Source organism: Mesorhizobium sp. WSM4310, from assembly GCF_007003935.1.
GTDB lineage: Bacteria > Pseudomonadota > Alphaproteobacteria > Rhizobiales > Rhizobiaceae > Mesorhizobium.
In genome coordinates, this window is sequence record NZ_VFTA01000058.1 from 1 (window position 1) to 20,347 (window position 20,347).

General features: G+C 59.1%; 18 protein-coding genes and 1 pseudogene. 10 read left to right on the plus strand and 9 right to left on the minus strand.

All coding sequences use genetic code 11. From position 1 onward, the window contains the following. Positions 1–243: 243 nt before the first annotated feature. Positions 244–516: a hypothetical protein gene (locus tag FJV80_RS32625; RefSeq protein WP_199489650.1), complete on the minus strand. Its 273-nt coding sequence runs from the start codon at positions 514–516 to the stop codon at positions 244–246. A gap of 1,173 nt (positions 517–1,689) precedes the next feature. Between FJV80_RS32625 and FJV80_RS32630 the strand changes: the two genes are divergently transcribed. After that, positions 1,690–2,223, plus strand: a complete 534-nt coding sequence (locus tag FJV80_RS32630) for a peroxiredoxin (RefSeq protein WP_063169380.1) — start codon at positions 1,690–1,692, stop codon at positions 2,221–2,223. A gap of 68 nt (positions 2,224–2,291) precedes the next feature. Continuing rightward, positions 2,292–3,725, plus strand: a complete 1,434-nt coding sequence (gene rpoN / locus FJV80_RS32635) for an RNA polymerase factor sigma-54 (RefSeq protein WP_063169381.1) — start codon at positions 2,292–2,294, stop codon at positions 3,723–3,725. On the opposite strand, the gene FJV80_RS32640 is transcribed toward rpoN, so the two are convergent. The 6 genes and pseudogenes from FJV80_RS32640 to FJV80_RS32660 form a co-directional block, all read right to left on the minus strand. Beyond that, entirely contained in the window at positions 3,722–4,348 is a 627-nt protein-coding gene (locus FJV80_RS32640; RefSeq protein WP_063169382.1) for a nitrogen fixation protein NifQ, read from the minus strand. The two genes, rpoN and FJV80_RS32640, sit on opposite strands and share 4 nt — an antisense overlap. Continuing rightward, positions 4,335–5,387 (minus strand): LLM class flavin-dependent oxidoreductase, encoded by a 1,053-nt coding sequence (locus FJV80_RS32645; protein ID WP_063169383.1) that lies wholly within the window; start codon positions 5,385–5,387, stop codon positions 4,335–4,337. The genes FJV80_RS32640 and FJV80_RS32645 overlap by 14 nt, the downstream gene beginning before the upstream one ends. Before the next feature lie 138 nt (positions 5,388–5,525). Beyond that, entirely contained in the window at positions 5,526–7,127 is a 1,602-nt protein-coding gene (locus tag FJV80_RS32650) for an SDR family oxidoreductase (RefSeq protein ID WP_063169384.1), read from the minus strand. A 148-nt stretch (positions 7,128–7,275) separates the two neighbouring features. Beyond that, a complete protein-coding gene (locus FJV80_RS32655) occupies positions 7,276–7,863 on the minus strand; it encodes a nuclear transport factor 2 family protein (RefSeq protein ID WP_050580531.1) in 588 nt (195 codons plus the stop codon). Positions 7,864–8,001: 138 nt separating this feature from the next. Next, positions 8,002–8,163: pseudogene (locus FJV80_RS35460) on the minus strand (ferredoxin); the annotation flags it as partial. After that, positions 8,154–9,332, minus strand: a complete 1,179-nt coding sequence (locus tag FJV80_RS32660; RefSeq protein ID WP_063169385.1) for a cytochrome P450 — start codon at positions 9,330–9,332, stop codon at positions 8,154–8,156. The gene FJV80_RS32660 and the pseudogene FJV80_RS35460, both read right to left, overlap by 10 nt. Before the next feature lie 1,487 nt (positions 9,333–10,819). Here FJV80_RS32660 and FJV80_RS32665 point away from each other — a divergent pair. After that, complete coding sequence (locus tag FJV80_RS32665; protein ID WP_063169386.1) at positions 10,820–12,052, plus strand: MFS transporter; 1,233 nt, start codon at positions 10,820–10,822, stop codon at positions 12,050–12,052. 156 nt (positions 12,053–12,208) lie between these two features. On the opposite strand, the gene FJV80_RS32670 is transcribed toward FJV80_RS32665, so the two are convergent. Together FJV80_RS32670 and FJV80_RS32675 are read right to left on the minus strand one after the other, a co-directional pair. Beyond that, positions 12,209–13,345, minus strand: coding sequence for a ChuX/HutX family heme-like substrate-binding protein (locus tag FJV80_RS32670; RefSeq protein WP_082826587.1), 1,137 nt, complete (start codon positions 13,343–13,345; stop codon positions 12,209–12,211). A 51-nt stretch (positions 13,346–13,396) separates the two neighbouring features. Then, entirely contained in the window at positions 13,397–13,720 is a 324-nt protein-coding gene (locus FJV80_RS32675; protein ID WP_126066777.1) for a hypothetical protein, read from the minus strand. A gap of 210 nt (positions 13,721–13,930) precedes the next feature. On the opposite strand from FJV80_RS32675, the gene FJV80_RS32680 reads away from it, so the two are divergent. From FJV80_RS32680 to FJV80_RS32710, 7 genes are all read left to right on the plus strand, one after another. Continuing rightward, a complete protein-coding gene (locus FJV80_RS32680) occupies positions 13,931–14,251 on the plus strand; it encodes an iron-sulfur cluster assembly accessory protein (protein ID WP_029356570.1) in 321 nt (106 codons plus the stop codon). Positions 14,252–14,598: 347 nt separating this feature from the next. Continuing rightward, positions 14,599–15,810, plus strand: coding sequence for a cysteine desulfurase NifS (gene nifS / locus FJV80_RS32685; protein WP_063169388.1), 1,212 nt, complete (start codon positions 14,599–14,601; stop codon positions 15,808–15,810). A gap of 179 nt (positions 15,811–15,989) precedes the next feature. Next, the gene (nifW, locus tag FJV80_RS32690; RefSeq protein WP_063169389.1) at positions 15,990–16,367 is read left to right on the plus strand and encodes a nitrogenase stabilizing/protective protein NifW; all 378 of its coding nucleotides are present in this window, start codon (positions 15,990–15,992) and stop codon (positions 16,365–16,367) included. A 188-nt stretch (positions 16,368–16,555) separates the two neighbouring features. Beyond that, positions 16,556–17,407 carry an electron transfer flavoprotein subunit beta/FixA family protein gene (locus tag FJV80_RS32695; RefSeq protein WP_063169390.1) on the plus strand — a complete coding sequence of 284 codons (852 nt, stop codon included), beginning with the start codon at positions 16,556–16,558 and terminating at the stop codon, positions 17,405–17,407. Between the two features lie 16 nt (positions 17,408–17,423). After that, positions 17,424–18,533 carry an electron transfer flavoprotein subunit alpha/FixB family protein gene (locus FJV80_RS32700; protein ID WP_024505237.1) on the plus strand — a complete coding sequence of 370 codons (1,110 nt, stop codon included), beginning with the start codon at positions 17,424–17,426 and terminating at the stop codon, positions 18,531–18,533. 10 nt (positions 18,534–18,543) lie between these two features. Beyond that, on the plus strand, positions 18,544–19,848 hold the full coding sequence (locus FJV80_RS32705; protein ID WP_063169391.1) for an FAD-binding protein: 1,305 nt from the start codon (positions 18,544–18,546) through the stop codon (positions 19,846–19,848). A gap of 12 nt (positions 19,849–19,860) precedes the next feature. Beyond that, entirely contained in the window at positions 19,861–20,160 is a 300-nt protein-coding gene (locus FJV80_RS32710) for a ferredoxin family protein (RefSeq protein ID WP_024505235.1), read from the plus strand. Positions 20,161–20,347 lie beyond the last annotated feature (187 nt).

Here is a 20,347-nt window from a genome sequence, read left to right on the forward strand (position 1 = left end):
TCCACATGGCAGCCTAAAGTCAAAAACGCCTATCAGTCGCCTCGCCCTGATCGAGGACAACCTGTTGAAGCTCCACAACTAGGTCGTCCAGCATCACAGTGAACCGCGTACGTAGTATTTTGTCGTAGGCGGCATTCTGGATAGCCGGATACGGGCTCTTCACCCGCTGCACCACCGATTGCGGGATGATGTCGCGAGAAACATTCACGGATTTCGTGAAAAAAGTGTACCCGCCGAAGAGCCCTACTCGCGGGGGCGGTGCAGCACCACCTCGGTGTCACTGCTCGTGTTCATGCGATGGACTAGGCCGGCCAGCTGTTGACGCAGCTCGCGGTAGTTGTAAGTCTCACCCGTGTAGACGAGCACCAAGTCAGGTCGGCCATCCCCCTGGAGCATCCTCGGCTGGCGGCCGCCCTGGATATCGATGATTGCCAGGCGGTGGTGTCCCAGCGCCGCAGGCCCGCCGATCCAAGTCCCCTCGTCGTCCGGACCGTGGTTCGCTATGGTGGCCGTCATATCGGCAAGCTCCCTTCGCGCATCGGGACCTCCGAGGTCTCGATTGAAGTCGATCCATTCACAGATGCCGCACAGGTTATGTCGCCGCATTTGGGCGAAGCAGATATAAGGCCAGTGGGAAACCATCGAGGCAAAGTGACGGATCTAGCCCAGCTACGATCCGCATCCGACATTGTCGGACATCGGACAGCACCGCGATTCGCTGCATAGGAAGCCTGGAGTCGCGATTTCCCCTGGGGGAATCAGCGCATGAAAGGAGAGCTGGGTCGTGTCTGCCGAAATGAGAAATTGCTCCCCCTTATTGCATCACCGAGGAATGTTACCCAGCGCGATAGACGGACATGCCCTATCTCCCCCCGTTGCAGCTGAGGGAGATAGGGGCCAGCTCTTCATTCAACCCTCATGGAGGATGATCAGCCCAGCCATTTCCATGCGCCGGCCTTCACAAGCCGTGCACCATTCAGGTTCTTTTCCTTGAAGCGCGACGATCCTTGTCAGACGTCGCAACACTTGCTGCCGAGAGCACGAGCTCTTCCTCGAGCATGCCTTGATCTGCGCCTCGAACGGCTCGCACATGCTGGGTTTCAACGACTTCGCAGAGGTTGATATTCTGCAGTGACTTCGTCTCGCTGCTGCACGGCATTGACGCTGGGAGCCATGCTCGCGTGGCGCAATTGTGCTGAAGCCGGTGCCCACGGCAACGTTTCTTAACCCGCCCCAGATCCTGGCGTTTGGCTATTTCCGACATTCGTGTCCGGCTTCGGACAAAGGCCGGGTTTGCCGAACGGAGTCGCACCCAATTTCCAGTGCTGCTTGAGCAATAATATCGACCGGCATTACTGCACAACACGAAAGTTGCTGCAAAAACCGAAGTGAACCCAAGGCATCGGGTCAATTGGCATGGCGCTTGCGACTCGGTCGATAGAACGCAGTCAAAATCACGGTTGCAGACCATGCCTACCTCTCAAAGCTCGATAAAGCACGCGAGCAAAATTCCCCGTCTCCGCGGAAGCTCGTCGCCGTTAAACGTGCCTGCTCGGGGGCGGTCTTGCACAAGACCGGTCCGAGGCAACCACGCCAAGGCGCGAGGCTGCCGGAACTGTCGACCGAAGTCGATGCCGCTTCAGTTTAACCGAAAAATGCACCGTACCACTTTGGCCTGGAAGCAAATCAATGACCTATAGAAAGAACGTTCCTCTCGTGACCTTTCGCACGCGTGTTCGCGATGAGTCGATCGGGGGGCCAAATCCTTATCAGTGGGAGAACAAGACCTCCGACGATTATTTCGGGGGCAAGCGCATCATCCTGTTCTCGCTGCCTGGCGCCTTCACCCCGACCTGCTCGACCTTCCAACTGCCCGATTTCGAAAAACTCTATGATCAATTTCTGGAACTGCGAATTGACGCGATCTACTGCGTCTCGGTCAACGATGCTTTCGTCATGAATGCGTGGGGAAAGTCCTTGGGGCTGCAGAAGATCGAGCTGATCCCAGACGGGTCGGGCGAGTTCACGCGCAAAATGGGCATGCTGGTCGCGAAGGACAATCTGGGCTTTGGCATGCGCTCCTGGCGATACGCCGCTCTGATCGACGATGGCGTGGTGGAGCAGTGGTTCGAGGAGGAAGGCTTCTGTGACAACTGCGAGACGGACCCCTATGGCGTTTCATCCCCGCAAAACGTTCTCGACAAATTGAAGGCGGCGGCATGACCCAGAAGTGGAAAGTCTCACACAACCCAAGCACACACTAGAGCCTCCTCGGCAGATCACGGTTCAACATGCATCTCTCAGCAAGCCTGCTTCAACGCCAGAAGCAACGTATGGTCTTATCGCCTCAAGCCATTGAAGCTATTCGCTTGCTGCGATTGACGCATACTGAACTCCATCAGCTCGTGCAGCAGGCACTCGAGAAGAACCCCGTTTTGAAGCCTGACCCGTTTGACGACGATTCGCCGCTGCCAGGGGTGGATCAGCGGAGCAGTCAAAGCAGAAGCGAAATCGGCGAATCGCCCATTGGCGGGCCGTCTGGCGGGCGCGGGCAATGGAAGTCGCAACGCAGTAGCGGCAACGATCGACCTGCCGTCGAGGAGTTTACCGCCCACACCGAAACATTGCACGACCATGTCGCCCGCCAGGTCGCCCTCAACCCGTTCACCCCCCAGGAGCGGCTGATTGCCGGACAGCTCGCCGCTCATCTGGAGGACACTGGCTATCTTCAGGTAAACCTTTTCGATCTGGCCAGGACGTTAAACGTTCGGCAAGCTGATGTGGAACGGGTCATCGGAATCTTGCAGCAATTTGATCCGCCGGGCATTTTTGCGCGAACTCTCAGCGAATGCCTGGAGATTCAGCTGCGCCAGCAAGACCGGTTCGACCCGGCTATGGCAGCTTTGGTCGCCAATCTCGAGATGCTTGCACGGGGGGATTTTCAGGGATTGAAGCAGCGTTGCGGAGTCGACGAGGAGGATCTCCTCGACATGAGGAACGAAATCCGCGCGCTCGATCCCAAGCCTGGAGACCGGTTCCAGTCCGGGACGCCGGAAACCATCGTACCGGACGTCTGGGTAATGCCCAAGTCCGAAGGTGGATGGCGGGTGGAGCTTGATCCGGCCACGCTGCCCAAAGTGTTGATCAACCACACCTATGTCGCCGAAATCTCGCAGCTGACCAAGCAAAATCCGGAAGGCAAAGCGTTTCTCGACAATTGCCAGGAAAAAGGGAACTGGCTGATCAGCAGTCTCAAGCAGCGCGCTAAGACGATCCTTAAGGTTGCGACCGAAATCGTGCGCCAGCAGGATGCCTTTTTTACACACGGCGCCGCCCATCTGCGGCCTCTCTGTCTCAAAAATGTCGCTGACGAGATCGGCATGCACGAGTCGACGGTAAGCCGGGTGACTTCGAACAGGTACATGTTGACTCCGCGCGGGGTGTTCGAGCTGAAGTATTTTTTCGCTGCGCCAATCGCATCCTGCGAGGGCGGCGATGCGCACTCCGCCAAAGCTGTCTGCCATCGGATCAAGGCAATCATAGCCGAAGAATCGCTCGACAAGGTACATTCCGACGAAGACATCGTTGCTCAACTCAAGGAGACCGGCATCGATGTCGCTCGCCGTACCGTCACCAAATATCGCGAGGCGATGAACATCCCTTCCTCCATACGACGGCGCCGCGATAAGCGTTTGTCCGCAGCTGCGATCAAGCGAAGTGACTAACCGACATTCGTGGTCGGCGAGAGGCGACTCTCAACTTCCTCCGGGCCGAAGCAGCTTTCGAAGTCATGGCATTCCCCGCAACTGGGTGCTGTGCATGACGAAAAGCCTTCGGCCTCACACAGCTTGCGGTAAAAGTACTTTTTCCATTTCATGTTTTCTGTGTTGCCTGCCGCCAGCGCGGGAAAATGTCTGGCAAGCAGGCGGCTGAGCTCAGCGCGATTTGAGAGGCCAAGATCCCGCCAAAGATGGTCCATGCGCATCGCACGCCGGGCGATGATCTTGGCCAAGCGGGCGCTCGCCGGGTCGGCCGGCGCAGCATGCGCTAGCAGCAGCCGGCGTAGCAGTTCCTCTTCCAGTTCCGGCTCGGGCTCGCTCAACTCCTCCAAAGCGAATACGCTGCTGGAGGTAGACGGGAAAGTTGCGGCCAAGACATCACGCAATTCGACAGACGAAAGGCCTGTCCCCTCCGTCGCCAACACCTCGCCCGCCTGGACCTCCTCAAGCGAACGTGAATGTACGCAGGGCAGCACATGCTGATCGAAGCTCCTCCCTAGCTCGGACCCACGCCATTGCGCGCTGGATAGGCAGCCATCATCGTAACGGCCGGCTTCAGCTTCCGGCATGACAAAGCGCCTTGTTGACCGCAGGGATGATCTTGTCGCCCCAGAGCTCGATCTGGCGCAGCATCGTCTTTTGGTCGAAGTCGCCCAATTGAGTCTGAACTGCGATCTGGTCCGGTTTCAAGATATCGATCTCTTCCAGCAGGCGATCAATCACGCGATTTACGCTGCCAATCGGCAAATTTTTGCGCATGGTCTCGAAGGACAGATCCTGCTGGGTCGGTGTCTCCTGCAGCAGGTAGCCATCGTGGCTCTGTTGGCGACGCTGATGCAGGGCTTCAGAAAGCCGGCGCTGGAAGCGGGCATTGTCGAGATAGCTGTTGATCTCCAACTCGTCGTGGCTGGCATAGCAGCAGCGCAGCAGCGATATCTTGACGTCGGTGACGTTCTTTTCCTCGGATGCCGCCGCCCTCTCGACTGATTCACGCAGTGTGGTCAAAGTCTCTAAGCCGTCGTGGAAGGCTGTGACAAAAAAATTGTGCCCCTCGCGGTAGGCCCGAGCCATCCGTGCGGCTCCGCCAGCGATCCAGATAGGCGGCGTCGGCTGCTGGACTGTGCGGACCGAAATCGCTGTTGGGGGGATCTTCTCATACTGGCCGTCGTGTTCGAAGACGTTTTGGTTGAGGCCCTTGAGAATGATGTCCAGGTATTCCGAAAAGACGGCCGGCGCCTCATCGATGTCCACGCCGAACCGTTCGAACTCGAACTGCTGGTATCCCAAGCCTACGCCGAGCTCGAGACGGCCGTTCGCAACGATGTCGGCGAAGCCGATCTCGGACAGCAGGCGCTGCGGTTGGTAAAGCGGCAGCACGCAGACGGCAGTGCCCAGGCGAATCGTGCTTGTCAAGCCGCCGCAGTGCGCCACCATCATCAGCGGGGATGGTATGAGGCTGTAATTGTTGAAGTGGTGCTCAGCAAACCACGCGGTGTTGAACCCAGCCTGCTCCGAAGCGACGGCCTGTTCGATGGAGTTGCGGATGACGCTTTCTGAGGATTGGTGATAGCCACGCTGGGCGGCCAGAATGAAAGTGGCAAATTCCATGATTTCTCCTCGTTATAGACACGTCAGCCGACCGGGAATGTGCTCGGCATGCGCATGCTTGGATCTCAAGCACCTCAGGTGCGTCGTGGAGCCGAGGCTTCATAATGCTCGGCCGGTCGCCCTGCGAAGGCCTGGCAATTAACCTGCGGCCTCCGCAAAACATTCGTCATAGAGCTCGCTGGCGTTTCCCGCATCACCGAACGAGGTCCAGCCGCCGTCCACGTAGAGGATCGAGCCGTTGATGTATGAGGCGTCAGACGAAGCAAGGAAGAACGATGCATCTGCGACGTCTTCTGGCCGTCCCATCCTGCCCATGGGGATGCGTCGTCCGATTGCTGTCAGGTCGATGCGGCCGGCTTTGGCCAACTGAGCAAGTGCGGGCGTGCGGATGTGGCCAGGAGCGACGGTGGCTGTCCGAATTCCGACCGGCCCGAGTTCGGCCGCCATGCAACGGGTCAGCATATCCATCCCCGCCTTGGAGGCGCCGTAGGCATGGCGCGGCGCGAACGGCAGAAAGCTGTCGATCGACCCGAGATTGAGGATCACGCCGCCCGGGCGCATAGCCTTGATCGCTTCGCGCGCGCAGGTGAAGGCGCCGGTAAGGTTGACATCCAGGACGTGTTCGAGCTGTTTCGACAGTTGCTCGATCGCAGGCACAATCCTGTCGGCGGTATCAGCACTATTGACCAGAACATCGATATACCCGAAGCGTCCCCTCAGTTCTTCGAACATCGACACCACATCGCTCTCGACGGCCACGTCCAGCGATTTCGCCAGATGCTTGCCGGGGAGCGATGTAGCCAGCTCTGCCGCTGCAGTGCCATCTTTATCAGCAATCACGACGGTGTCGCCGTTCGCGGCAAAGCGGCGAGCGACGGCCGCGCCAATGCTTTTTGCGCCACCGGTGACGAGCACGATTCGCGCATCTGTGCATTCGGCCGGACAGGAGAGCTCGGCTTGGAGCGCACCATCCACCGGCGGGTGAGCATCCCCCGGCTGGTTGAATGACATCCAGCCTCCGTCGACTGCCAGCACCGAGCCGGTGATGTAGCGCGCCTGCGTGCTGCTCAGAAAACGCACGACCCTGGCGATCTCGTCGGGGCGAGCCAAGCGCCCCATCGGCACGCGGCGGCGTATCGCCGCGAGGTCCATTTTGCCAGCGCGTGCCAGTTCTGTGACCATTGGGGTGCGGACGGAGCCCGGCGCCACCGCCGTGACGCGGATTCCTCGCATAGCCCACTCGCATGCAAGGGACTTTGTCAACGAGATCACGCCAGCTTTCGAGGCTGCGTAGGCGTTGCGCCTGGGATTGCCGACCACGCCCGCCATCGAAGCCACATTGACGATCGCACCGCCCGGCTTCATGCGCCGCGCCGCTTCCCGGGCCATAACGAATGGCCCAATAAGGTTCACTGTCACGCCGCGTCGGAAGGTATCGACAGCGGTGTCGATGATCCTATCCATCGTGGGTCCAACCGCCGCATTGTTGATGAGGACATCGATTTGCGCGAACCGTGCTTCGACCTGGCCGAAAAGTGAGAGCATGTCCTTCTCTCGCGACACATCGCACTCCAGACCGACGTGCGGCGACCCGAGATCCCGAGCCAGTTCAACCACACCACTGCCCGGAAGGTCCACCGCAACTACAGTGTCTCCGTCCGCGGCAAGGATATCGACCAGGGCACGGCCGATCCCGCCCGCAGCGCCTGTGATGATTACGGTGCGTGCTGCCAGTTTCACGAGAGCTTCTCCACGATGACCGCTTGTGATCTCAGCCCATCAACCTTGGGCGGAATGAAGGGCCGAGCCAAATCGTTGCAGTGACCGCCAGTCGCGGCCCCACACAGATGTCGTTCCCGTAGGGCGCTCATCCTCCATTCCTACCCACTTATGCAGCTCCCAGTTGGGGACCCTCGACGCCATCTTGGTCGGTGGGGATGTGACCCTTGAGCAACTGGTAGATGGGATCGTCTGGATGTGGTGCTCCAATCGGCTGTCGCCGGCCGAACCTATCTGCCTCAAGAATCGCTGGCGGGATTTGCTCCTCAACCCAATCGTAGACGACTGTCCGTTCCGCAATTCGCCACTCGTCCTGCCTCTTCTGAAACAGATCGCAGTAACGGCCGCAAAGCAGCGTCTGACGTATTTCTTGGTCTGTATCCGGTCCGCGTTGCAGCGCGGTGAAATAGCTCTCGACCGCGGCCTCTGCTGAACTGATGAAGTCGATCAGGCTGTTCGTGATTTGATGGATGTTACGGTGCCCCGGCAGACCGAGAGCAAATTGGATGAAGTCCTCTGCCGGTCCGCAATAGGGACCGTGCCTGTCATACGCTTCGGGCCAGTATGCGCTACGCAGCGCCGCCTCATCGGCGCGGTCTATCCCGCGGCAGTACCGATACAGGCAGTTGCGGATCGCCTCTCGGTCACGCAGTTCGGTAATTTTCGCGTGGTCGACAGGGTCTGTCGCGAATTGTATGATTGTTTTGTCCTTCCCGATGCCAGTCTGCACTTTGCGTGTGTCTCTCTCTACAACTGAGTTAGCGGGGGGCTCGTCAACTTCCAGAGCTTGTTCGGGGCAGGCTCGTACCCCTTTTGAGGCAAGCAGTTGCTCCCCATCGGCAACATCAATATCACCGGGCAAGATGTAGCCGGCGTCATCAAGCTTGAAGACTCTCGGCGCCCGCGCCCAGCAGCGCGCATGACCCTGGCATCTGGCTTTATGTACGACGACACGCATAGCGAACTCCAATGTCGTTGGCTGAAACTTCAGGACCATTCCAGGATCAGATTCTCGATCCCGAACACATGGCCGCCGAAGGTGATAGGTTCAGTCCCTGTCTTGATCCGAAAGGCTGGGATGCGCGCCAGCCACTCCTCCAGGCCAATGACAATCTCCCGCCGGGCAAGGTGTGAGCCAAGACAACGATGGGGACCATAGCCAAAGGCAGCGTGCCGGTTGTCCTCGCGCGCCAGATCGATCTCATTCGGGCATTCGAATTCCGCCGGGTCACGATTGGCAATCATCGTGGCACAGGAAACATAATCTCCCTTGCGGATCGGCGCGCCTTTGAAGTCGACATCCTTCGTTGCCACTCGGATCATCTGAATGGTCGAATAGGCGCGCAGCAATTCTTCCGCAGCGACGGCAATCCGGTCAGGTTCGCTTCGTAGCAATTCCTGATCTTTGGGGTTGCGCGCGAGATGGGCCAAGTCGAAGCATATGGCTGCTGAGACCGTGTCGAGTCCCGCGACGAACACAAGCACGCCGATGCCACGGACTTCTTCGTCACTGAGCAGACGACCCTCGACCTTTGCCTTCACGATGAAGGTCATGAAATCATCGACCGGCTCCTTGCGGCGCTCGGTGGCAAGTTCGTCGATGAAGGCCACGATCGTCCGGGCTGCGGGTGGTCGTTGCTCCTTATCGCCGTGGAGCAGATCTCTAGCCCAGCCGACAAATGTTTCTAGTCCGTTGTCCGAAAGCCCAATAAAGCGAAGGAAGATATTGACCGCGAACGGAACTGCAAAATCCTTCATGATGTCGCAGCTCGTGCCTGATGCGGCGATCCTGTCGATCAGCTTGATCGCTCGTTCCCGGACAGCCGGCTCCAATGCCATTACCCGCTTTGGCGAAAGCAGCGGATTGAGCAGTGAGCGAAAAACACCGTGGAATGGCGGATCGAGCTCAAGCGGGATCATCGGCCAGCTCTCGCCGAGCACAGAGGCGAAGATGCTGCGATGGCTGGAAAACGTTTCGGTGTCCTGCAGCACCCGGCGCTGGTCGCTCGCGCGAGTGATGACCCAGGTACCCCGACCGTCGCGCGTGTTGCTGGTTGAATAAAAGATCGGAGGCCCGGCATGAACGCAAGCAACCGCTGCATGCGGATCCCCGTTAGCCGTCGGCAACATGCCGGGCGACGTAAACAGGTTGAAGTCCCTCACCATTTCGGGCGGGACATGATCTGGAACCGGCCGCGATTTAACCGCGCCAGAATCGAGAGACCGTTCATGAGATGCTGTCGGCATTTGCATGCAATCGTCGGTGCAAGCTCCGTGCCGAATTCGTCTTTCGATAATCCTTGCCGTTTGCTGGGCAACAGGTGGCGCCTGCGCTGACTTGCTGGTCGGGATTGCAACATTCTTGTCCAGCGTCGGACACAGAATGTAGAATGCTAGACAGCGACTTGGAGCAACTCAACTGGTGGGATCGCTAGCCGATCATGTGCCCGGGGAGCATCCAGTTCGAAAGCTTGCGCTAAGCGGCTTGGTGACTTGGCCGAGGTCACCAGGTGGAAACGACCAACACTTGGGGTGAGCCTAGTGGCGCTCCCCTCGATGATGTCTGGCGGGGTGGTTAGCCGCCTCCGTAGGACAAGATCAGTCTACACGAATGGACTATAGCCTCTCCTCGCATGCCTCATTGGCCGTCCTTCAGAGCCGGCCACACGAGCTTTTGTCTTTCAGCAGGGCGTTTTTCTCGCCAGCTACAGAGCCACACCGACGCCATTAATGAGCGTCCAGTCGACGGGTTGGATGGCCCTGTCCATCTTGCCCAGCACCTTGGCTTAGCATTTGCCGGTGCGGCGGAAGCCTTCAAGACGCAGTTCTTGACCTTCTCCAGATCAGCCTCGGATGGATATCGGCAAGGGTTCAGCTCGTCCTTTTGAACTTGCGCATCTTCGTGTTGGCCAACCCCAGGCCGCCCGACATATTTGCGGTCTATCCGGCACCTCAACTTCGAACAACCTTGCGGCAAGCTCTTGGGATAGCCCACGCTCGTGCCTCCACCACCCGCTCAGCAGAGCCAGATTTGTCGTTGATGGCACGGAACTTGCGGAGTCATTCGCAGATGCGTCACGGACCGAGAGTGTCGTCCCATGAATTCGATCACCAAAAAGGCCGCCCGACGTTGCTGGGACCGCCTGCAATTACCTTATCCCAGAATTGGGAGCAACGGCTTCAAAAGGGATAACTCATCACCTCAATTTTGTCGATCGCGCGGCCATCGAACCGCAGCCATCGATCAGACTTCCGCCTCGTTGCACTCATTGCGACCGCCTTGGTGCTTGCGACAACCGCTCAATTCTGGCTGCCAGGATAACCACATATGGCGACGGAACTTCCTGCTTCAAAGCAATATAGAGATCGTCGATCATCCCCCCATCAAGGCCTCGATCGAGGACACCGCGTTCGGCTTGCTTGGTTCGCAGTGAACAGACCGCACTTCGACGAATGCGATCGATGCGACCGCGCCGAGAACTCTCCCGCATTGTCGACGGTTGGGTCCGTCGGCCCTCCGATGAGGCCTCGGATGCGTCGGGCTCCGAGGCCTCGACTGATGCCGACTGGCCGCCGCCGGAAGGTCTCGCGGCTTTGATCCCCGGCGATGTAGCCACCCCTGCTGCAACAGCTCCTAGCCGGAGAACTCATTCATGACCGAATCGGCGACAGATTTAGTGGACGCGGCTTTGTTCGACCGAGATCGGCTTGACCCAGAAAGTCCCTATCAACGTTCTGGCCCTGCATGGGGTGCCATCATTTCGCTTTCCTTCGGCACCTTCGGGCTTGTGACGGCAGAGTTTCTGCCCGCCAGCGTTCTGACACCGCTCGCGCATGATCTCCGTATCACCACGGGCACGGCTGGACAGGCGCTAACAGCGGCCGCAATCGTCGCGGCGATCTCGGCACCGATAATCGCCATCGTGACAAAGCGTCTGGACCGCAGGGTCGTCATCTGGGCGATGACGCTCCTGCTGATCCTGTCGAACGTTCTGGCGGAGGTTGCGGGGTCGCTGCCGGTTTTGCTGGCGGCACGCGTCGTCCTTGGCATATCGCTTGGTGGTTTTTGGTCAATTTCGGCAGCGTTGGCGATGCGGCTGGTTCCAAGTCACCTCATGCCGCGCGCCATGTCGGTCATCCTCACCGGCGTTTCTGTCGCCTCCGTCTGCGCGGCTCCAATCGGCGCTTATGTCGGTGACATTTGGGGATGGCGAGCCTCGTTCAAGGTCGCCGCAATCGTGAGTGCCGTTGCGCTGCTCGTGCAACTCGTAACCATTCCGCCACTGCCTCCGATCGAAGTGCGCAGATTCCGCAGTCCGCTGGATGTCGCGAAGAATCCGGCGATGAAGGTTGCGGTGCTAGTCGTGCTATTGGTCGCTTCCGGCCATTTTGCCAGCTTCGCCTACATCCGCGCCTTTCTCGAGAGCGTTCCTGCGCTCGACAAGAAGTCAATCCCGCTCGTGTTCCTTGCTTTTGGCACGGCCGGCGTCTTCGGCAATTTAGCCGGCGCATTCCTCACCAAACACAGTCTCAAGGCGGTCGCGGCCCTGCCGCCCCTGCTCATTGCCGTAGCCGCTGTCTCGCTCCTGACCATGAGAGCATCGGCCTTGACCTCGGCAATTGCAGTTGCCGTATGGGGCTTTGCTTTTGGCGCGGTCCCGGTCGGATTGCAGACATGGATGGTGCTACGCGCCGCTCCGAAACAGGCCGAGAGCGCTGGTGTACTGATGGTCATAACCTTCCAAGTGGCCATCGCAGCCGGCACAACTTGCGGTGGCCTATTGGTGGATCACACGGGTATTGCCAGTGTCTTTGTCTACAGCGCGGTTGCCACGTTCCTCGCTGTCTTGACAGTATTTTTGCTCGGCCCGAACCGCAAAACCTGACCGCCTGGTGGGGAGTGACGGTCGGCGGCGTTCACGCTATTGTCACCTCTGAGCTCGGCCCAAAGGCCGCGGCTTCGTCGTAACCATGCGGTCGATGGGGCAGCGCCAAATTGCTTCCTGCTCATCGCGTTGCGATAATACAGCGCGCTTATTGCGTCATCGTGTCCCCGGTCTCGGCTTCAATGCCCGGCTACTGGCTGCGGAGGCAGATGGGCGCCGGCGTCCCACCGACGACGATCGGTCTTTTCTCATGTAGCTGTCGGGGAAACGAGGCAGGTTTTCCGCCAGAACCCGCCAGTCGTCGCGCTCGCGTTCGCCTTCCTTGCGCGCACCGAACAACTGGATGATGATCTTGCCGTCGGACCCATATGCTTCGAGCGAGGTGACGTGACTGTCATTGGTCGGCTTGCGCACGGCCCAAACCTCACGGATTTGGTGGGTCCTGAGATGCAGCCGGAACGTTTCGTCCAGCACATGGATGCACGGCCCGATCTGCTTGACCGACTTGATTAAGCCGGAATGGGTCTGGATAGAACCTCGGTTGCCGACGAAGCACATGATCGGCAATTCGTCTTCGGCCGCACGCTGGAGCACGGCGCCAACTGCGGCATTGTCGAGCAGCCAAGCGTAATCCTGGCCGACCATGCGCAAAGCCTGGCAGCGGCTGAGCTTGAGCGTCTTTAGAAGGTTGACGTCAGTCAGCCGGCTCCAGTACTCGCGTAGGTCGTCCACCGTGCCGGCCCAGTCCGCAGTCCTCGCGCCCAGGTCGGCTACTCTCGCCTTAAGCGACATGGTCGGCTCCTGGTTGGCGGATACGAGCTCGGCCACCAGCTTTCGATAGGCATGAAGGTTGGAGACCGGCCTGAGATGCACCTTATGCACTGCTGCGCCGGCGGCGTCGAAGAATTGCAAACTGCGCTGGATTCCGCCGCGATGGCGCCTTTCAACAGCGAAACCATACCTCCAAGCCTGCGGGAAGACGCGAAGGTCGAATTCGTCACCAAGGACCATGGCGTGATTGTTGCCGGTTATCACTCTGTTGAAGACGCCAATCTTTTCGTGCACGGCACCTTGATTGCGGGTCAGCGCCGTCACTTCGCCCACGAATTCGAGGCCCGTCAGAAGGTGATTGACGCGCGGGTCGATGCGTGCCGCGCCGAAACCGCAATGGGCCGCGACCAGTTCCGCTTCCGAAATGGCCAATTGGGCGGCGAAATCACGCGCGGGAATGTTCGGACAGACTTCCCACGCACGCCGGATTTCGTTGGGCGACCGCTTCTTGCGCTGATCCATGTTTTTACCCCTGCCCCGTTCTTCTTTTGACGATCGATCGAAAAACGGGCCTCAGGGATGTGCACGGCGGACGCGATCGATCGTCAGGCACATGCCAGTCGAATCCTGTCTCCGGGCGGTCAGCGGCCAATCGCCGGTAGCGAGCGATTGTTGGGTGGTCGGCGCCAATCGGCCGATCGAGCATTCGGGTACCACCGGCGGTGCTGCTTTCCCACCAAGGCGGGTCTGATGGATCATATTGCTTTCCTTCGTTCTTCGATTGCGAGGGCAACCCAAAGGTGAATCGGCCGGCAATTTTGCCGCCGCAACGAAGGCTTCACAAAAATCGTGCCAGTTGCTCCGCGGCAAGCTCTGAACATCTTTGGCTCTGTTCATTGCTTTACGCGTGAGTGCATCGCGAACTCAGGCGCCCTTCCTGTGACGCGGACGCGACAAACCCGACAGTAAGTGTCGGTTGTCGGACGTCTCCCCAGCAATCGAGCATAAGAGACGTCGGGATGTCCTACGGTTTTTGACACGTCTTCCCTTTGGCACGGTCCATGCGAGATGATCCACGAAAACGCCGGACCGAGGAGAAATCGAGCCATGATTACGCTCACCGACAACGCTGTTGCCGCCATCAAGGCCGCTCTTTACCGCGCCAGCGAGCCGGCGGAAGGATTTCGCATCATGGTCCATGCCGGCGGCTGCGCCGGCTTCCAATACTCAATGGGCCTGGAGAGCGTCTCACGTGAGGGCGATGCGATCATCGAGCGAGATGGGCTCAAGGTGTTCATGGATAGAGGCTCCCAACCCCATGCCGCCGGCATGACCGTGGACTTCGTCACTGGGCTCGAAACATCCGGCTTTGTTTTCGATAACCCCAATGCGCGTGAGACGTGCGGCTGCGGCAAGTCCTGCAAATGATTGCGAGGGAACAGGCTATGTTCGACTATAGCGACGCCAAGGAATACTGCGTCGAACCGGTAACCGCCGGCGCTCTGGAACCGGCCGACACGCACTGTCGGCCCGGAACAATTGCGTTCGGTGATGCACCAAATCGCGATCATCGATCGTTGCCGTGGGCAAGCAAACAAAATTGCCCGAAACAGCTGAATTCCCGGCGGATGCCGCCACCAAAGGGCAATGTCGACAGCGACCGGTCAGCCAAGCCATCGCTCCCCCGGCCGCCCACCTTACCAGATACGATATGCGCCAGAGGTTCAATGGCCCGACTACCCTTGAATCATTTCAGCAGTTGAAGGATCACTCCCATGAACCCTGTCTATCTCGACAACAACGCAACGACGCGGGTTGATCCTGCAGTCGTTGGAGCGATGTTGCCTTTCTTTACGGAGCAATTTGGCAATCATTCGTCCATGCACGCCTATGGCGCATCGGTTGCTGAAGCCGTGAGAAAGGCGAGGCAACAGTTGCAAGCCCTCATCGGCGCGGGATTCGAGGACGAGATCATCTTCACCTCGGGCGGGACTGAAAGCGACAGTACAGCCATCCTTTCGGCGCTGGAGGTGATGCCCGACCGAACGGAAATAGTGACTTCCGCGGTTGAACATCCGGCCGTTCTGAAGTTGTGCGCGCACCTTGAGAAGACGCGCGGCGTCAAGGTGCACATTATCCCAGTCGATCACTACGGCCGGCTCGACCTGGACGCCTACAGAACCGCCCTCACCCCACAAGTGGCAATCGTCTCGATAATGTGGGCGAACAATGAGACCGGTACGATCTTTCCCGTGGTTAAGCTTGCCGATCTAGCCAGGGAAGTCGGCGCGCTTTTCCACACTGATGCAGTGCAGGCGGTCGGAAGGCTTCCGATTGAGCTGAAATCGACCGCGATCGACATGCTGTCGCTCTCCGCCCACAAGCTGCATGGTCCAAAGGGGATAGGCGCGCTTTATGTAAGACGTGGCGTGCGCTTCTCCTCCATGATCAAGGGTGGGCACCAAGAGCGCGACCGGCGTGCAGGCACTGAAAACACACCCGGCATAGTCGGACTGGGCATGGCGGCCGAACTCGCCTTGAAATTCATGGACGAGACAAAACGAATAAAATGGTTGCGCGACCGCCTTGAGAACGGGATCATCCAGCGCATCCCAAACACATCCATCAACGGCGATCCGCAAGAGCGATTGCCAAACACTGCAAACATTGGATTCGAAGGTATCGAAGGCGATGCAATTCCAATTGTCCTGAGCCGGCTGGGAATCGCCTGTTCCGCCGGGTCCGCCTGTGCCTCTGGCTCACTGGAACCGAGCCATGTTCTGATCGCTATGAACGCGGCATGTGGGGCAGTCCGCTTCTCCTTGTCGCGTGACAACGGCGAAGATGACGTAGACCGCGTGCTTGAGGTCCTGCCTGCGATCACCGAGAAGCTACGGGCCGTTCCCAGTGCTGGACTGTGCGGGCGAGGTGCAGAACAGCTTCATTCCGGCCCGGGTCCGAGCGGCACAATAGCCGACGAGCCGTGAGGTCTTCCTCAACGTGACGACCCTGCGCAAGGAGAGCAGTTAAACTCGGGGTCGCCTTCACCACTTCAGAAAAGCTTGAGATCGCCAAGTCTCTTGCCCAGCCGCCGTGCCAGAGGTCGGCACGCCGTCAGCAATGTCACCAATGCATCGACACCACAATTTCGCGCCGGGAGAATACAATGAACTGCTCCGCTGATAGCCGCCCGATCGATCGCACCGATATCCTAGCGCGACTGAAGGGCCTGTCGGCCGCGGAGGACTTCTTCGCCTGCCTTGACGTCTCCTACGACCCGAAAGTGATGAATGTCTCGCGGCTCCATATCATGAAGCGCGTGGGCCAATACCTTGCCGAAGAAGATTTCTCCGGTCTGCCTAACCAGGTAATCGCCGCGCGGGTGCGCGCCAAGCTGGAACGCGCCTACGAAGATTTCGCGACTTCCTCGCCGCTCACGCAACGTGTGTTCAAGGTGCTAAGGGACCACGATCCAAACATATGTCCCGCACCTGGCCGCGCCTTCGTCCCGCTCGACTCTGCACTGAAGCGGTTCGGAAAGTAATGAGCCCGACACGGCTGCGACGCGACAATGTCGAGAAGTCGACAAATCCAGTCCTCATGACGCCTCCTCGGAAGCAAACGAAGCCACCTTCTGGAATAGAGGCAGGAAGACGACTTGGCATGAACGATGCAGGCAATGAGGTGAACCGCCAAGCACGAATCCGGACTGGGAGCTTAGAGAAACCGCCAATGCATATCGTAGTCTGCATCAAGCAGGTGCCGGATTCGGCACAGATCCGCGTGCACCCGGTGACGAACACGATCATGCGTCAGGGTGTTCCGACCATCATCAATCCTTACGACCTGTTCGCCCTCGAAGAAGCGCTCAAACTGCGCGACGTTCATGGTGGCGAGGTTACTGTGCTCACAATGGGTCCGCCCATGGCGGAGGACTCGCTGCGAAAGGCGCTCGGTTACGGTGCTGACCGAGCAGTTCTCTTGACGGACCGCTATTTTGCCGGATCCGATACGCTGGCGACTTCCTTTGCTCTTTCGCAAGCAATCGCAAAAATTGGGGAGACTTTCGGCAGGCCGGACATCGTCTTCACCGGCAAGCAGACGATTGACGGCGATACCGCCCAGGTCGGACCGGGCATAGCCAAGCGCCTAGATTTATCGCAACTTACCTATGTCGCGAAGATTGCCTCCATCGATCTCGATACGCGAGAGATCGAAGTCGCTCGTCGCGCCGAAGGCGGCACCCAGTTGCTGAAGAGCAGACTCCCTTGCCTCATTACCATGCTGGAAGACACCAACGAAATCCGCCGGGGCTCGCTCCAGCAGGCTCTGTGCGCGGCGCGCAGCCAAGTCGTGAAGTGGACTGCAGCCGACGCCGGCATTGACGATCTCACCCGGTGCGGTCTGCGTGGCTCGCCTACAGTCGTCAAGCGTGTTTTCGCCCCCACCGCACGGGCAGAAAGGGCGGCGCAGATCGACACCGCGGAAAGGGGCTTGCAGGACATAGCCGATGAACTCATCGCCGATATCTTAACCCGCCGGCCGGCGCTGGAACATGAGCTGGCCTTCAACAGCGGCACGTGACGGCCAGGAGCAGAAAATGTCGACCGCAAGCCAAACTACCCCTCGCATTGCCCCCGGCCGTGCCGGTGTAAAGAAAGAACTTCCCGACCGTTTCAAAGACTACCGGCACGTGTGGGTCTTCCTCGAGCTCGAACGCGGCAATGTGCATCCTGTATCATTCGAACTGCTGGGCGAAGGCCGCAAATTAGCCGACAAGCTTGAAGTCCAGCTCGCGGGCGTCGTGCTGGGACCGCCGGGCGAGATGGTCGAGGACGCTGTTGCCGAGGCCTTCGCTTACGGGGCGGATCTTGTCTACATCGTCGATGCGCCGCCGCTCGCCGACTACCGGAACGAGCCGTTCGCCAAGGCGCTCACGGATCTGGTCAATACCCATAAACCCGAAATCCTCCTTCTCGGCGCGACCACACTGGGCAGGGATCTTGCAGGCTCGGTAGCGACGACCCTGCAGACGGGGCTCACGGCCGACTGCACCGAACTTGATGTAGATTCCGACGGTTCACTCGCCGCGACCCGTCCGACTTTTGGTGGCTCATTGTTGTGTACGATCTATACACTAAATTACCGGCCGCAAATGGCGACGGTGCGACCAAGGGTCATGCCTATGCCGCAACGGGTGGATAAGCCGGTCGGGCGTGTCATGCGGCACAAGCTGTCGCTCGTTGAGGACGATATCGTCACCAAAGTCCTCGGCTTCCTACCGGATAACCAGTCGGCAATGGCAAATCTTGCCTATGCGGATGTCGTGGTTGCGGGAGGCCTCGGTCTCGGAGCGGCGGAGAACCTTCAGCTTGTGAAGAATCTTGCCCGAGCGATCGGCGCCGAGCATGGCTGTTCGCGCCCCTTGGTCCAGAAGGGCTGGATGCCGGCTGATCGACAGATTGGACAAACTGGCAAGACCATTCGACCGAAGCTTTACATCGCGGCCGGAATTTCCGGCGCCATCCAGCACCGAGTTGGGGTCGAGGGGGCCGATCTCATCGTCGCGATCAACACCGATCCGAACGCGCCGATTTTCGAGTTCGCCCACCTCGGGATCGTCACGGATGCAATCCGCTTCCTGCCCGCACTGACGGAAGCCTTCACCCGGCGGCTGTCGCCGCACAGTCGAGACAAGCTTGCGAGTTGAGGGAGAGGACATGATTGAACAATTCGATGCCATTGTGGTCGGAGCCGGCATGTCTGGAAACGCAGCTGCTTACACTTTGGCAAGCCAGGGGCTGAAGGTCCTGCAGTTGGAGCGCGGGGAATATCCGGGCTCTAAGAACGTCCAGGGTGCCATAATGTACGCGAACATGCTGGAGAAGATCATCCCGGACTTCCGGGATGATGCGCCCCTCGAGCGGCACCTGGTCGAACAGCGACTTTGGGTGATGGACGACACGTCTCACACCGGAATTCATTACCGGTCGGACGACTTCAATGAGGCGAAACCCAACCGCTACACGATCATCCGCGCCCAGTTCGACAAATGGTTTTCCCGCAAGGTGCGCGAGGCTGGCGCGACGGTCCTGTGTGAGACGACCGCGACGGAACTCGTCCGTGATGGCAATGGCAAGGTGATCGGCGTCCGCACAGACCGGGCTGGCGGAGTGGTCTTCGCGAATGTGGTCGTTCTCGCAGAAGGGGTGTCGGGATTGCTTGGCACTCGCGCAGGCCTGCGCGAGATGCCGAAGCCGGAGACCGTGGCGATTGCCGTCAAGGAAATGCATTTCTTGCCCGAAGAGGTCATTGGCCAGCGGTTCGGGGTGAAGGGCGATGAAGGCTGCGTAATCGAGGCCGTGGGCACGATCTCTCGCAGCATGGCCGGGCTCGGCTTCCTTTACACCAATAAGGAGTCGATTTCACTCGGCATCGGCTGCCTGGTCTCGGATTTCGCCGCGACGATGGAGAGCCCGTCCGCCCTCCTGGATGCGATGAAAAACCATCCTTCGATCCGGCCGCTGATCGCTGGCTCGGAGGTGAAAGAATATGCCGCCCATCTTATCCCCGAAGGTGGTTACAGGGCCATTCCGCAGCTATTCGGCGACGGTTGGGTCATCGTCGGCGACGCAGCGCAACTGAACAATGCCATTCACCGTGAGGGTTCGAACCTTGCCATGACCTCGGGTCGTGTCGCGGCTGAGGCGATCATCAAAGTCAAAAGCCGCAACGGTCCTATGACCAAAGCGAACCTTGCGCTCTACAAGACGATGCTGGATGACTCCTTTGTGATCAAGGATCTTAAGAAATACAAGGACATGCCAGCCTTACTCCACACCAATTCCAGCAACTTTTTTGACAGCTATCCGCGGTTGATGTCGCATGCCGCTCAGACCTTCATGCGTGTCGACGGCACGCCGAAGATCGAGAAGGAAAAGAACACCACGGCCGCCTTCATCAACGCGCGCTCGCGCTGGGGGTTGGTCAGCGACGCGGTCCGCCTGGCATTGGCATGGCGCTGAAGAGGGTACAAGATGACGATCGCAGTGACGAAGGTTCGTGTCGAGGACAAACTTTACCAGAACCGCTATCTGGTCGATTCCGGCCGCCCCCATATCATAGTGCGACCGCACGACAAGCCAAGCGCGAACTTGCTTGCGTTGACCTACGTCTGTCCGGCGAAATGCTATGAGTTGAATGACAAGGGTCAAGTCGAGATCACCGCCGACGGCTGCATGGAATGCGGCACCTGCCGGATATTGTGCGAGAAAGGCGGCGACATCGAGTGGAACTATCCGCGCGGCGGCTTTGGTGTCCTGTTCAAGTTCGGATGATCAGCCGGTGCCAAGAGCATGCCGGCAGCGAGCAACTGCGGCACACCATGAGCCTCTCCATCCACTTGCAAAGAGCTAGTGAATATTGGGTTTCGCAATTCAAGTTTCCTCGACTTGGTAGGGGTATCCTCAGGCCACGGGGCGCCTGTGCCGGACTTACCACCGGTAACGTGGTCGAGCCCCTTTG